Here is a 14,007-nt window from a genome sequence, read left to right as displayed (position 1 = left end):
TTCCGAATTTTGTGACTGCATGAACCAAAGCTTCCCTCGTCCCGATGGCGGCCACACGCGCGCAATGTTCGCGCGCCGCACCGCGCACGCCGTGCGGGCCGGGCTCGCGGCCGCCCTGGTCTCGCTGACTTCGCTCACCGCGATGCTGGCGCTGCCAACTGCGGCGCACGCCGAAAAGGCCGACCGCGACAAGCCGCTCAACATCGAAGCGGATAACATGTCCTACGACGACCTGAACCAGAAGAACGTGTTCACCGGTCACGTCGTTGCGACCAAAGGCACGATCGTCATCAAGGCGGATCGCGTCGATGTCACGCAAGATCCACAGGGCTATCAGTACGCGACCGGCACCTCGACCGGCAACAATCTCTCGTACTTCCGTCAAAAGCGCGATGGTCTCGATGAGTACATCGACGGCAACGCGGTTCGTATCGACTACGACGGCAAGAACGACTTCACCAAACTCACGACGCGCGCCACCGTGCGCCGCCTGCAAGGCCTGACCAAGGTGCAGGACGAAGTGCACGGCAGCGTCATCACCTACGACGGTCAGAAAGACTTCTACACGGCAACCGCTGGCAAGGACGTGGCCTCACCAGGCAATCCGACCGGCCGCGTGCGCGCCATGCTCGCGCCGCGCAGCGGCAACGCGGCGTCGCTGGATGGCCCGCCCGCCACGCTTGCACCGTCGAACACTCTAAAGGGAACGCCGCAGCAGTGAACTCGCCAGCCATGCCCCACCGTAAGCCGGAAGGCCAATCGAGCTCGCTGGTCGTGCGCAATCTGAAGAAGCGTTACGGCTCGCGCACCGTGGTGAAAGACGTGTCGCTCGATGTGAAGAGCGGCGAAGTCGTCGGTCTGCTCGGGCCGAACGGCGCGGGCAAGACTACGTCGTTTTATATGATCGTCGGCCTCGTGCCGCTCGACGCGGGCGAAATCGTGCTCGACGATACCTCGATCAGCCTTCTGCCCATTCACCAGCGCGCGCATCTCGGTTTGTCGTATCTTCCGCAGGAAGCCTCGGTGTTTCGCAAGCTCACCGTCGAGCAGAACATTCGCGCGGTGCTCGAACTGCAGACGGACGAAACGGGCAAACGCCTGTCCAAAGACGCCATTACACAGCGCGCCGAAGCCCTGCTCGATGAACTGCAGATTGCGCATCTGCGTGAGAATCCGGCGTTGTCGCTGTCGGGCGGCGAACGCCGACGCGTTGAAATAGCGCGCGCGCTTGCAACCAACCCGAGCTTCATCCTGCTCGACGAGCCGTTCGCGGGCGTCGATCCTATCGCGGTGCTGGAAATCCAGAAGATCGTGAAGTTTTTGAAGCAGCGCAATATCGGCGTGCTGATCACGGACCACAACGTGCGCGAGACGCTCGGCATTTGCGACCACGCGTACATCATCAGCGATGGCAGCGTGCTGGCAGCGGGTGCGCCGAGCGAGATCATCGAGAATGAAAACGTGCGACGCGTTTATCTGGGTGAGCACTTCCGCATGTAACGCGTAGGACGAAAGGCGCGCGTACCGCGCCGCATCAAGTCGCAAGTGCAATTTTTACGTGCCGCCCACCGAGGCGGCACACGCTTTTTTGGATTCGCCGCGAGGTTTCGCGCGCGTGGCAAACTCTCTACAATGAATAAAAATTTGCCATGAAAGCCAGCCTCCAACTCCGACTATCGCAGCATCTTGCGCTGACCCCACAACTGCAGCAGTCCATCCGGCTGCTGCAGTTGTCGACGCTCGAATTGCAGCAGGAAGTGGCAATGGCCATCGCGCAAAATCCGCTGCTCGAGAATGAGGACGACTGGATCGCAAGCCCGCTGCGCGTCGCGGCAGACGGCTCGCTGATCTCGTCTCCCGCTTCGAACAATTCGGCGCCCGAACCCATGATGAGCAACGGCTCGTCATCGAGCACATCGAGTTCCGATCGCTCGGAGAACGGCGAGCCGCAAGGTGTCGACGAATACAACGGCATGGGCTCCGACAACGGCGCGGATTCCAGTTCGTGGAACCTCGAAGACTATGGCCGTTCGAATAACGCCTCCGACGACGACGATCTCCCGCCGCTGCAAATCCACGAATCGACCACGACGCTGCGTGACCATCTGACCGCGCAGTTGCGCATGACGTCGGCGAACCAGCGCGATCGCGCGCTGATCACGTTCCTGATCGAGTCATTGGACGAAGACGGTTATCTAACGGCCACGCTCGAAGAAGTCCAGGCCGATCTGCCCGACGAACTGGAAGTCGATGTCGACGAACTCAGCGCGGCACTCGCCTTGCTGCAGAGTTTCGATCCGCCCGGTGTGGGCGGCCGCTCGGCATCCGAGTGTTTGAAGCTGCAATTGCTGCGACTGGATGGTTCGCCCACGCGCACGCTCGCGCTGGACATCGTCAACAATCATCTGGAATTGCTTGCCGCGCGAGATTTCACGCGTCTGCGCAAGCATCTGAAGGCGAGCGACGATTCGCTCCGGGACGCGCATTTGCTAATCAAGTCATTGGAGCCGTTTCCAGGAGCCGCCTATGGCAAGAGCGAAGCCGATTACGTCGTACCGGACATTCTCGTGCGCAAGATGTCTGGCGGGTGGACCGCCGAGTTGAATCCGGAGATTGTGCCGAAGCTGCGTATCAACCACTTGTACGCGAACATTTTGCGCAACAACCGTGGTGATCCGGGCAGCGGTTCGTTGCGGCAACAACTTCAGGAAGCGCGCTGGCTCATCAAGAATATTCAGCAGAGATTCGAGACGATTCTTCGCGTCGCGCAGGCCATTGTCGAGCGTCAGAAGAACTTCTTCGCTCATGGCGAAATCGCCATGCGGCCCTTGGTTTTGAGGGAAATTGCTGATACGCTGGGTTTACACGAGTCGACGGTTTCACGCGTGACGACCGGAAAGTACATGCTCACCCCATTCGGGACGCTTGAATTTAAGTACTTCTTCGGATCGCATGTTTCGACTGACACTGGAGGCGCGGCATCGTCCACGGCGATCCGGGCCCTCATCAAGCAACTGATAGGAGCGGAAGACCCTAAAACTCCTCTTTCAGACAGCCGCATCGCCGAACTGCTGGCGGAACAAGGCTTCGTGGTTGCGCGGCGCACTGTCGCCAAGTATCGCGAAGCACTGAGAATTCCCGCAGTGAATCTGCGCAAGTCTCTTTGACCCGTCTCTATAGTCTGTCGCATGTCGCGACGGACGTTTACCGGCCGCAGCGCAAATGCGCGGACGAGCCGGCCGGTGCGCCCTTCCTCACGCGCTCGTAGCTCATGCGCTCTGGAGTCGCATCGCCGACCGGTATCGGACGAGCCTTGGCCTGGCGGCCATCAGCTTGGAGAGCAACTATGAACTTGAAGATCAGTGGACACCACCTCGAATTGACGCCTGCGTTGCGCGAGTACGTGATCACGAAACTGGACAGGGTGCTGCGTCACTTCGATCAAGTGATCGACGGCAGCGTTGTCCTCTCGGTCGACAATCATAGGGAAAAGGACAAGCGGCAAAAGTGTGAAATCAACTTGCACGTTAAGGGTAAGGACATTTTCATCGAGAGTTGCGACGTTGATATGTACGCGGCCATCGATCTGATGGTGGACAAGCTGGATCGTCAGGTCATCAAGCACAAGGACAAGATCCAGGGCCACGCTCACGAGGCCATCAAGTACCGCGCAGAAGCGCAAGAACTGGAAGCGCCGTCGCCCTGAATGCGGCGCGTCGCGTGATCCGAAGTCGTTTTGCACGAGCCCGCCGCCAGCCGGTGGGCGGGTTTGGAGGAAATCCTCCAACCTTGGCCGAACAGTCATCGAGAGCACAGACAAGAGCAAAGCCGCCCGCCTTGGCGGCTTTTTTGTTGGGAATCGGTGACGAGTCAGTACAAGCCATTGATTTCCCGGGTTTTGTACTGCACATTGAGTTGCAAATAGGGCAATGGCGCGCCGCACCATCACGCATTACCCTGTTCTATAATGGCCCGGTTGTTACAGGGGTTAACCAAACAGATACGCTGCAGGAAGCCCAAGCGCATTTTCCGTCCGATCGTCGCCGTGCGCGCTTACAGCAGCCACGATGAGGAGCTATCAGGCCACGCATCAGCCTGCCAACATGAATCGTTTAGCTAAATTTCTTCCCATCGAGAACGTGGTTCTCGGACTGGCCGTTACCAGCAAGAAGCGTGTATTCGAGCAGGCGGGTCTGATTTTCGAGAACCAGAACGGCATCGCCCGCAGCATCGTCACCGACAATCTCTTCGCTCGTGAGCGTCTCGGCTCGACTGGCCTCGGCGAAGGCGTCGCCATTCCGCATGGCCGCATCAAGGGGCTGAAGCAACCGCTCGCCGCCTTCGTGCGCCTGGCGGAGCCTGTCGCGTTCGAATCGCCCGACGGGCAGCCGGTTTCGCTCCTGATCTTCCTGCTCGTGCCCGAGCAGGCGACCCAGCAGCATCTTGAAATTCTCTCGGAGATCGCGCAATTACTCTCCGACAGCGAAGCGCGCGAGCGTTTGCACAAGGAAGAAAATCGCGAGGCCCTGTATCAGGTCCTCACGCAGTGGCAGCCGTAAGCGGCGCGCTCGCACTGCCGAGAGCCGCATTTGCAGCAGGCCGGCCGCCTTTTCCAGGCTTTTTGGGGCGTCTCGCTTATGCGGTGCTTCTGCGGCACAATCGTTTCAAACGCGGTCTGAACGCGGGTCAAACGCAGTGAAATGCAGCACCATGCGGCTGATTGAAGCAATTCGCTTCGGCGCGCGTTGGCTGCTCCCGGCTTCCAACGGAGTTCCGGCCTCATGGATACGTCCAGCATCAACGCCCAAAGCATTTTCGACGACAACGCCGCCACTTTGAAGCTCAGTTGGCTGACTGGGCACGAAGGCTGGGAACGCGGGTTTTCGAGTGAAACCGTTGCCAACGCGACCTCCAGCGCGGACTTGGTCGGCCACCTGAATCTGATTCACCCCAACCGTATCCAGGTGCTCGGCGACGCCGAGATCAACTACTACCAGCGCCAGTCCGACGAAGACCGTTCGCGTCACATGGCCGAACTTATCGCGCTGGAACCGCCGTTTCTCGTGGTGGCCGGCGAAGTCGGCGCGCCGCCGGAACTCGTGCTGCGCTGCACGCGATCGTCCACACCGCTTTTCACGACGCGCATGTCCGCGGCCGCGGTCATCGACAGTCTGCGCGCTTACATGTCACGCATTCTCGCGCCACGCGCCACGCTGCATGGCGTGTTCATCGACATTCTGGGCATGGGAGTGCTTCTGACCGGCGACTCCGGCCTCGGCAAAAGCGAACTCGGGCTAGAGTTGATCAGCCGTGGTCACGGTCTGGTGGCCGATGACGCCGTGGATTTCGTGCGCCTCGGTCCTGATTTCGTCGAAGGGCGCTGCCCGCCCCTGCTGCAAAATCTGCTCGAAGTGCGCGGTCTCGGTCTGCTGGACATCAAGACGATTTTCGGCGAGACCGCCGTGCGCCGCAAAATGAAACTCAAGCTGATCGTGCAACTGGTCCGTCGGCCGGATGGCGAGTTTCAACGGCTTCCGCTGGAAAGTCAGACCGTGGATGTCCTCGGTCTGCCGATCAGCAAAGTGACGATTCAAGTCGCCGCGGGCCGAAACCTTGCTGTGCTGGTAGAAGCGGCGGTACGCAATACGATCCTGCAATTGCGCGGCATCGACACGTTGCGGGACTTCATGGACCGTCAGCGGCTCGCCATGCAGGACCCGGATAGCCAGTTCCCCGGCAAACTGATCTGATTTCCCGCCCGAGTTCACGCTCGAAGCGCGAAAAAACGGACCCGAAGCCAGTGCTAAGATAAGGCAATTGAAGCGAAGCCCATGCGTATCATCCTGATCACCGGCATCTCCGGCTCTGGCAAATCGGTTGCGCTGAACGCTCTCGCGGACGGCGGCTACTACTGCGTCGACAATCTGCCGCCGCGCTTCTTGCCCGAACTGGCCGATTACCTGTCGAGCGAAGGACAGCAGCGTCTCGCCGTCGCCATCGACGCGCGTTCGAGCCATTCCCTGGACGATGTCCCCGGCATCATCCACACACTGTCTAGCAAGTACGACCTGCGCGTGTTGTTCCTCAACGCAAGCACGCAGTCTCTGATTCAGCGCTTCTCCGAGACGCGTCGCCGTCACCCGCTTTCCGGTTCACCCATGCACGAGGCCGATGTCGGCGTGCTCAACTCGCTCGCGGAAGCCATCGAGCGGGAACGCGAACTCGTGGCCGACCTGGCCGAGTACGGCCATCAGATCGACACCAGCAATCTGCGCGCGAACGTCCTGCGCGCGTGGGTCAAGCGCTTCGTCGAAACCGATGCCGCCGACCTCACCCTCATGTTCGAATCGTTCGGCTTCAAGCGCGGCGTGCCGCTCGACGCCGATCTTGTTTTCGACGTGCGCACACTGCCGAATCCGTATTACGACCGCGAGTTGCGCCCGTTCACGGGCCTCGATCAGCCGATCATCGACTATCTTTCGGCGCAGCCCATGGTCGGCGAGATGATCGACGACATTGGCGAATTCGTCGGCAAATGGCTGCCGCGCTTTCGCGACGATAACCGCAGCTATCTCACGGTTGCGATCGGCTGCACAGGCGGGCAACATCGCTCGGTGTACATCGCACAGGCGCTGGCCGCGCGCTTTCGCGGCGACGCCAATGTGATCGTGCGGCATCGTGACGCGCCCATCCCCGTGGATGACAGCGCAATCCACACGCGAACCTGATCGCCGCGTCGGCGGTCGCAAACTGGAGGCGCGCAATGTCCTCGAACCCCGTTCTAGCCGACTTGCCGCTGTTTCCGCTTCACACCGTCCTCTTTCCCGGCGGCCTGCTGCCGCTCAAGATTTTCGAGGCGCGCTATCTCGACATGGCGCGTTCGTGTCTGCGCGAGAAGTCGCCGTTCGGCGTGTGCCTGTTGAAGAGCGGTCATGAGATCGCGTCGCCGGGAGATCCGTCGGTGCCGGAAAGCATCGGCTGTCTTGCCGAAATCACGGAATGCGATGTCGATACCTTCGGCCTCCTGCTCGTGCAGGCGCGCGGAACGGAACGCTTTCGGCTCGTGACGCATCGCGTCGACCCGAGCAATCTGCTGGTTGGAACGGCGGAAGTGCTGGGCGAGGATCAGCCGCTGCATGGCGCCGAAACGCTCGCCAAGTTCGGCGCGTGCGCGGAGGTGCTGGAGCGCATCATCGAGACCATCAAAACGCGCGAGCCGCAGAACCTTCCGTTCGTCGAGCCCTATCTCTTCGACGACCCCACCTGGGTGTCGAACCGTCTTGCCGAAATCCTGCCGATTCCCATGCGCGCGCGCCAGAAGCTCATGGAACTGATGGATGCCGGCGCGCGTATCGACGTCGTGCATCACTACATGCAGCATCATCAACTGCTTTAGCGCTTCAGATGAGCGAGCCGGTGAGCCCGTCGAGCAGCTTGCGAACGGGCGCGGGAACGCCGAACGCATCGAGCCGGGAAAGCGGCGCCCAGACGGTTTGCGCGTCGTTCAGTTCGCGCGGCGTGCCACGGGTTTCGCCGAGACGCGGCTCGATTTCCAGTTTGAAATGCGTGAACGTATGCGAAAGCGGCGCAAGCCGCTGCAAGTGCGCGTCGCCGCCAAAACTGTGCGCCACGGCCGCGAGCGCGGCTTCGTCGGCGGCTTCGGGCAAGCTCCAGAGACCGCCCCAGATTCCCGTCGGCGGACGCTTTTCTAGCAGGATCGAATCGCCGTCTTTCAGCACCAGCATCCACGTCTTGCGCGTCGGCACCGCTTTCTTCGGACGCGCCGCCGGCAACTCGCGCTGACGTCCTTCCACGTTCGCCACGCAATCCGGCGCGAACGGACAGCGCGCGCAATCGGGCTTGCCGCGCACGCACAGCGTCGCGCCGAGGTCCATCAGGCCTTGCGTGTAGGCGGTGACTTCATCCTTGTTGGCGGCATCGGGCAAGAGCGATTCGGCGAGCGTCCACATTGCGTTCTCCACACGCTTTTCGCCCGGAAAACCTTCGACGCCGAACACGCGCGCAAGCACACGCTTCACGTTGCCATCGAGGATCGTCGCGCGTGCGGCGAACGCGAACGATGCAATCGCCGCCGCCGTCGATCGGCCGATGCCCGGCAATTCCGCGAGCGCTTCGACTGTGCGCGGAAACGCGCCGCCGTGTTCGAACGCCACGACCTGCGCGCAGCGATGCAGATTGCGCGCGCGAGAGTAATAGCCGAGCCCGGCCCAGAGCGCCATCACGTCGTCGATCGGGGCGTCCGCGAGCGCAGTCACGGTCGGGAAACGTTCGAGAAAACGCGCGTAATACGGAATGACCGTGCTGACCTGCGTCTGCTGCAGCATGATCTCCGAGAGCCAGATGCGGTAAGCATCGCGCGTGTTCTGCCACGGCAGGTCGTGACGGCCGTGAATGCGTTGCCACGCGATCAGGCGCGCGGAAAAGTCTGTAAGAGCGAGCATTGAATTCAACGTTGGCAGCGCGGGCAAAAATACGTCGAGCGTTGCCCCTGGACGATTTGCTTGATGGCGGTGCCGCAAACATGGCAGGGCAATCCGGCGCGATCATAGACGAAATAGTCGAGCTGGAAGTAGCCCGATTCGCCATTGCTGCCGACAAAGTCGCGCAGCGTGCTGCCGCCCTTTTCGATCGCCGCCGCGAGCGTCACGCGCACGGCATCGGCGAGCAGATCGTAGCGCACGAGCGAGATGCGCCCGGCGGCAGTCGTCGGACGAATGCCCGCGCGAAACAAGCTCTCCGACGCGTAGATATTGCCCACGCCCACGACGATTCCACCTGCAAGCAGCGCCTGCTTCACCGATACTTTGCGCCCGCGCGTCGCGCGAAACAGCAGCGCGCCCGAGAATTCGGGCGAGAACGGTTCGACGCCGAGACTCGCGAGCAAGGGATGAGCGAGGACGTCGCCATCGGCGCGTGCGTGCCACAGAATCGCGCCGAAGCGACGCGGATCGCGAAAGCGCAGGATGAAGTCATCGAACACGATATCGACGTGATCGTGCTTGGCGGCATCCGGTGGGCGCGGCACGTTACGCAAGACGCGCAGCGTGCCTGTCATGCCGAGATGCACGATGAGCCAGCCTTCGGCCGTCTCGAACAGCAGATATTTGCCGCGCCTTTCGACCTTCTCTATTTTCAGGCGCGCGAGCGTCTTTGCGAGATGCGCCGGAATGGGCCAGCGCAGCGCGGGCGTACGCACATCGACATGCTCGACGCGTCTTCCGGCGACATAAGGTTCGATTCCGCGACGGGTGACTTCTACTTCCGGCAGTTCTGGCATATTTCCTGGAGAGCGTCTTGCTGGGACGAGTGTGCCGGTATTTTAGCCACCGCGTTACAATCGACCGAAACATCGTCTGGATTTCCATGAACCCGTTCGAAATCAAACTGAATACGTTGCGTCAGGCCGGCCTCATCCGATCGCGTGCACGGTCAAGGGCGCGGTTCACGCGCATGGCCGGCGCGATTGCAGTTGCATTGTCCGCGATCGCCTTCACGCCCGCGCACGCTCAGGTACCGAACGCGACACCCGTGCCGAGCACCGACGATCAGGCCGCGGCGCAAAACGCGTCTGATCTTCTGACCGCGCCTGTCAATAACGCGGAGTCGCAGGACTTGCCGAACGTGGCGGCATCCAGCCAGATCGTCTTTCAGGTTCTGGCGGCGGAAGTCGCCTTGCAGCGCGGCCAGGCCGCGCCCGCCTACCAGACTTACCTCTCGCTCGCGCGCGACACGCATGATCCGCGCTTCGCTCAGCGCGCCACGGAAATCGCCATTGCCGCGCAGAGCCCCACCGACGCAATGACCTCCGCGCAGCTTTGGCAGCAGTTTGCGCCGCATTCCGAGCGCGCCGCGCAGTTGAGCGCTTCGTTGTTGATCGTGTCCGGCAAGCCCGACGACGCGAAGCCCACGCTGCAAAACGAACTCGCCAAGGTTCCGGCCGAGCAACGCGGCGAAGCCATTCTTTCGTTGCAGACGCTGCTTGCTCGCGGACCGAATCGCGTAGGCGGCCTGAATGTCCTGAAGGATCTCTCCGCGAACGACTTGGATCTGCCCGAAACGCAACTCGCGCTTGCCCGTCAGCAGTTGCTCGCGGACGACCAGCCGGGCGCGAAGGCATCGCTGGAAAAGGCGTTGAAGCTGCGCCCGGATTACTTGCCCGCGGCGCTCACGCTCGCGCGCATGGGCCCGGAAGAGCGCAAGGAAGGCATCGCTTCGTTCGAGAAGTATCTCGACAAGAATCCGAAGTCGCATGACGCGCGGCTCGCGCTGGCGCAGTTGTATCTGTCGTCGGACCGGCTCGACGACGCGCAGAAGCAGTTCGAGATCATGCGCAAGAACGACTCGAAAGATCTGACGCCGCTCATGGCGCTCGCGCTCATCGACATTCAGAAGAAGCAGTTCGACAAGGCGCAGGACCTGCTCAAGCAGTACGCGCAGGCTGCGGAGGCGTCGCCCAACGGCGATCCGGGACAGGCTTACATCTACCTCGCACAACTGTCGCTCGAACAGAAGGACGAGGTGCAAGCAAGCCAGTGGCTCGACAAGATTCCGCGCACGAGCCAGCAATATTTGCCCGCGCAGATCACGCGCGCGCAACTGCTCGCGAAGCAAGGCAAGGTGGATGAAGCGCGACCGCTTCTCAATGGCCTGCAAAGTTCCGATCCGCGCGACCTCGCACTGCTCGCGCGCACCGACTCGGCGATTCTTTTCGAGGCGCATCGCTACGACGAAGCGGAAGCGAATCTCGCGAAGGCCGTGGCCGCGTTCCCGGACGATCCGGATCTCGCCTACGACTACGCCATGGCCGCCGAAAAGAACGGTCACTACGACGTAATGGAAACGCAGTTGCGCAAGCTCATGCGCGTGGACCCGAGCAATCCGCAGGCATATAACGCGCTCGGCTACTCGCTCGTGGATCGCAACCAGCGCGTCGACGAAGCGGTGAAGCTGATCGAGAAGGCGGTATCGCTCGCGCCGAACGACGCCTTCATCATGGACAGCCTCGGCTGGGCGCGCTTTCGCCAGGGCAACGCGGCCGAAGCCGAAAAAATTCTCTCGGACGCCTACAAGATTCAGCCGAACGCGGAGATCGGCGCGCATCTCGGCGAGGTGCAGTGGAAGTCCGGGGAGCAGGATCAGGCGCGCGCCACGTGGCGTCAGGCGCAGAAGCTCGAACCCGACAACGACACGCTCGTCAAAACGCTCAAACGACTTCAGGTAAACGATCTTTGATGGCTTTCGATTTCATTGCCGGCGCGTCGCGCGGTTTCATGCGCAAAGGCGCGCTCGGTTTTACGGCCGCGACCGTGTTGATGCTTGCCGGTTGCGCATTGCAGCCGCGTTTGCCGACCACATCGGATAAGACGACTTCGCTCACCACGCAGACGAGCCGCGCGTATCACGGACGCTTCGCCGTGCAGTACAACGACCAGAACGGCACGACGCGCAACGCCTACGGCAACTTCGACTGGCAGGAAACCGGCGACACCGTGACGCTCCAGTTGCGCAACCCGCTCGGCCAGACCATGGCGATCGTCACTTCGTCGCCGTCGCTCGCGACGCTCGAACTGCCGAACCGGCCGCCAGTGAACGCCGAGAACGTGTCGGAGCTGATGCAGAACACGCTCGGCTTCGCGCTGCCGGTCGAGGGCTTGCGCTATTGGCTGCAGCCGTCCGCGGCGCCAACCTCGCGCGCGCAGACCACGCTCGATCCCGAAGCCAACAACGGCCGCCCCAAAGAAATCAGACAGGACGGCTGGACCATCGACTATCTCGCCTATGCCGACGCGCCCGCGACAGGCGTCAAGCGCGTGAACCTGGTCCGCTCGGAACCGCCGCTCGATATCAAGCTGGTGCTCGATCAATAACGCCTTCGCATCAGAAATGTCATCGACTCACGACTCGCTTCGCAACTGCCTCGCGCCCGCGAAGCTGAACCTCTTTCTGCACATCACGGGCCGTCGTCCGGATGGCTATCACTCGCTGCAGACTGTATTCCAGTTGCTCGACTGGGGCGACATGCTGCACTTCAAGCGACGCGATGACGGCATCGTTACGCGCAAGACGCTCGTGCCGGGCGTACCCGAAGCGGACGATCTGGCCGTGCGCGCGGCGCGCCTGCTGCAGAAGCACACCGGCAGTCGCTTTGGCGTCGAGATTGAGATCGACAAGCATCTGCCGATGGGCGCGGGGCTTGGTGGAGGAAGTTCCGACGCGGCAACGACTCTTTTAGCGTTGAATCGTCTCTGGGGTGTTGATCTTTCGCGTGAGATTCTGCAGAATCTCGCCCTGCAACTCGGCGCGGACGTGCCGTTTTTTGTCTTCGGGCAAAATGCGTTTGCAGAAGGTGTTGGCGAAGCGCTGCAGGCAGTCGTTCTGCCCAAGCGTTTTTTTCTGGTAGTTACTCCTTCAGTTCACGTCCCGACCGCGGCGATTTTTTCGGAAAAGGCCTTGACAAGGGATACGAAGGTCGTCACAATGACGGACTTTCTTGCAGCGCAAAAGTCAGACACTAACTGGCCAGACAGCTTCGGTCGAAATGACATGCAGGCTGTAGTCGCAAGAAAGTACGCGGAAGTTGCACAGGTGCTCGAGTGGTTTTCCAATCTCGCACCCACGCGAATGACCGGATCTGGAGCAAGCGTGTTCGCCGCTTTCCCGAGCCGAGCCGAAGCAGAGATGGCGCAAGCCAAACTCCCGGCAAGCTGGAAGAGCGTGGTGACAAGCAGTCTGGAACGTCATCCTCTCTTTGCTTTCGCGTCATAGGTTTCGTTTTGCCGGGTATGTCCTACACTTCCCGGCGAGACTCAAAGTTGTGTAGGGGAGTCGCCAAGTTGGTCAAGGCACCGGATTTTGATTCCGGCATGCGAGGGTTCGAGTCCTTCCTCCCCTGCCATTCCTTTTCTCGCGTTTTTCCTCTCGCCTCCAGCCGCAGACAGGTGCACGATGAGCAGTGACGGCCTGATGGTATTTACTGGCAACGCAAATCCCGCGCTTGCACAGGAAGTCGTCAAGATCCTTGGAATTCCTCTCGGCAAAGCGATGGTCAGCCGTTTCTCCGACGGCGAAATCATGGTCGAGATTCAGGAAAACGTTCGAGGTAAAGACGTATTCGTTCTGCAGTCCACCTGCGCACCGACGAACGACACCCTGATGGAACTCATGATCATGGTCGATGCGCTCAAGCGCGCATCAGCAGGCCGGATCACCGCAGCCATCCCCTACTTCGGCTATGCGCGTCAGGACCGCCGTCCGCGTTCCGCGCGAGTGGCCATCTCGGCGAAGGTCGTCGCAAACATGCTGGAAATTGCCGGCGTCGATCGCGTGATCACCATGGACCTTCACGCCGACCAGATTCAAGGTTTCTTCGACATCCCCGTCGACAACATTTACGCCACGCCCGTTTTGCTCGGCGATCTGCGTAAGCAAAATCACGATCATCTGCTGGTTGTATCGCCGGACGTCGGCGGCGTGGTGCGCGCACGTGCACTCGCCAAGCAGTTGAATACGGATCTCGCGATCATCGACAAACGTCGTCCGAAAGCGAATGTCGCCGAAGTGATGAACGTGATCGGCGAAGTGGAAGGCCGTACCTGCGTCATCATGGACGACATGGTCGACACCGCTGGCACGCTCTGCAAGGCAGCGCAAGTGCTGAAAGATCGCGGCGCGACGCAGGTTTTCGCATATGCCACGCATCCGGTGCTGTCGGGTGGCGCGGCGGAGCGTATCGCGGCGTCGCAACTGGACGAACTCGTGGTGACGGACACCATTCCGTTGTCGGCGGAGTCGCTCGCGTGCCCGAAGATTCGTCCGCTGTCGAGCGCGGGTCTGCTCGCCGAGACGTTCTCCCGAATCCGGCGCGGCGACTCGGTCATGTCGCTTTTCGCGGAAGGTTGAGCAAGAATTAGCAAGGAACGCGGAGCACGAGCTTCGCGTTTTTGCATGATCGGCAGGAACGAACGAAGGTTCTTGCCGTTGTTGTGG

Annotated in this window: 15 protein-coding genes and 1 tRNA gene; 14 read left to right on the top strand and 2 right to left on the bottom strand. The window is 61.1% G+C overall.

The window, feature by feature from the left end; all coding sequences use genetic code 11:
• Positions 1-19: 19 nt before the first annotated feature.
• From lptA to NCT03_RS01415, 9 genes are all read left to right on the top strand, one after another.
• A complete protein-coding gene (gene lptA, locus NCT03_RS01455; protein WP_244826924.1) occupies positions 20-721 on the top strand; it encodes a lipopolysaccharide transport periplasmic protein LptA in 702 nt (233 codons plus the stop codon).
• Positions 722-732: 11 nt separating this feature from the next.
• Entirely contained in the window at positions 733-1,500 is a 768-nt protein-coding gene (lptB, locus tag NCT03_RS01450) for an LPS export ABC transporter ATP-binding protein (protein ID WP_244826923.1), read from the top strand.
• A gap of 149 nt (positions 1,501-1,649) precedes the next feature.
• The gene (locus NCT03_RS01445; RefSeq protein ID WP_244826922.1) at positions 1,650-3,167 is read left to right on the top strand and encodes an RNA polymerase factor sigma-54; all 1,518 of its coding nucleotides are present in this window, start codon (positions 1,650-1,652) and stop codon (positions 3,165-3,167) included.
• Positions 3,168-3,346: 179 nt separating this feature from the next.
• A complete protein-coding gene (gene hpf, locus NCT03_RS01440) occupies positions 3,347-3,706 on the top strand; it encodes a ribosome hibernation-promoting factor, HPF/YfiA family (RefSeq protein ID WP_244826921.1) in 360 nt (119 codons plus the stop codon).
• Positions 3,707-3,789: 83 nt separating this feature from the next.
• Positions 3,790-4,071 (top strand): hypothetical protein, encoded by a 282-nt coding sequence (locus NCT03_RS01435; RefSeq protein WP_250491740.1) that lies wholly within the window; start codon positions 3,790-3,792, stop codon positions 4,069-4,071.
• A 32-nt stretch (positions 4,072-4,103) separates the two neighbouring features.
• Positions 4,104-4,559, top strand: coding sequence for a PTS IIA-like nitrogen regulatory protein PtsN (gene ptsN / locus NCT03_RS01430; RefSeq protein WP_244826919.1), 456 nt, complete (start codon positions 4,104-4,106; stop codon positions 4,557-4,559).
• A 222-nt stretch (positions 4,560-4,781) separates the two neighbouring features.
• Positions 4,782-5,750: an HPr(Ser) kinase/phosphatase gene (hprK, locus tag NCT03_RS01425; RefSeq protein WP_061172712.1), complete on the top strand. Its 969-nt coding sequence runs from the start codon at positions 4,782-4,784 to the stop codon at positions 5,748-5,750.
• A gap of 81 nt (positions 5,751-5,831) precedes the next feature.
• Entirely contained in the window at positions 5,832-6,728 is an 897-nt protein-coding gene (rapZ, locus tag NCT03_RS01420) for an RNase adapter RapZ (protein WP_250462862.1), read from the top strand.
• Positions 6,729-6,763: 35 nt separating this feature from the next.
• Positions 6,764-7,396 carry an LON peptidase substrate-binding domain-containing protein gene (locus NCT03_RS01415; protein ID WP_244826917.1) on the top strand — a complete coding sequence of 211 codons (633 nt, stop codon included), beginning with the start codon at positions 6,764-6,766 and terminating at the stop codon, positions 7,394-7,396.
• 4 nt (positions 7,397-7,400) lie between these two features.
• Here NCT03_RS01415 and mutY read toward each other — a convergent pair whose 3' ends face one another.
• On the bottom strand, positions 7,401-8,462 hold the full coding sequence (mutY, locus tag NCT03_RS01410) for an A/G-specific adenine glycosylase (RefSeq protein WP_244826916.1): 1,062 nt from the start codon (positions 8,460-8,462) through the stop codon (positions 7,401-7,403).
• 5 nt (positions 8,463-8,467) lie between these two features.
• On the bottom strand, positions 8,468-9,298 hold the full coding sequence (gene mutM, locus NCT03_RS01405) for a bifunctional DNA-formamidopyrimidine glycosylase/DNA-(apurinic or apyrimidinic site) lyase (RefSeq protein WP_250491739.1): 831 nt from the start codon (positions 9,296-9,298) through the stop codon (positions 8,468-8,470).
• 86 nt (positions 9,299-9,384) lie between these two features.
• Here mutM and NCT03_RS01400 point away from each other — a divergent pair, with 86 nt between their 5' ends.
• From NCT03_RS01400 to NCT03_RS01380, 5 genes are all read left to right on the top strand, one after another.
• On the top strand, positions 9,385-11,253 hold the full coding sequence (locus NCT03_RS01400) for a tetratricopeptide repeat protein (protein ID WP_250491738.1): 1,869 nt from the start codon (positions 9,385-9,387) through the stop codon (positions 11,251-11,253).
• Positions 11,253-11,888 carry a lipoprotein insertase outer membrane protein LolB gene (gene lolB, locus NCT03_RS01395; protein ID WP_250462854.1) on the top strand — a complete coding sequence of 212 codons (636 nt, stop codon included), beginning with the start codon at positions 11,253-11,255 and terminating at the stop codon, positions 11,886-11,888. Before NCT03_RS01400 ends, lolB begins: the two co-directional genes overlap by 1 nt.
• 16 nt (positions 11,889-11,904) lie before the next feature.
• Positions 11,905-12,786 carry a 4-(cytidine 5'-diphospho)-2-C-methyl-D-erythritol kinase gene (gene ispE / locus NCT03_RS01390; RefSeq protein WP_250491737.1) on the top strand — a complete coding sequence of 294 codons (882 nt, stop codon included), beginning with the start codon at positions 11,905-11,907 and terminating at the stop codon, positions 12,784-12,786.
• Between the two features lie 53 nt (positions 12,787-12,839).
• Positions 12,840-12,916: transfer RNA gene (locus NCT03_RS01385), tRNA-Gln, on the top strand.
• Positions 12,917-12,966: 50 nt separating this feature from the next.
• The gene (locus tag NCT03_RS01380; RefSeq protein ID WP_244826911.1) at positions 12,967-13,920 is read left to right on the top strand and encodes a ribose-phosphate pyrophosphokinase; all 954 of its coding nucleotides are present in this window, start codon (positions 12,967-12,969) and stop codon (positions 13,918-13,920) included.
• Positions 13,921-14,007 lie beyond the last annotated feature (87 nt).

Source organism: Caballeronia sp. GAWG1-1 (assembly GCF_023631465.1).
Taxonomy (GTDB): Bacteria; Pseudomonadota; Gammaproteobacteria; order Burkholderiales; family Burkholderiaceae; genus Caballeronia.
This window is presented reverse-complemented; position numbering and strand designations above follow the sequence as displayed.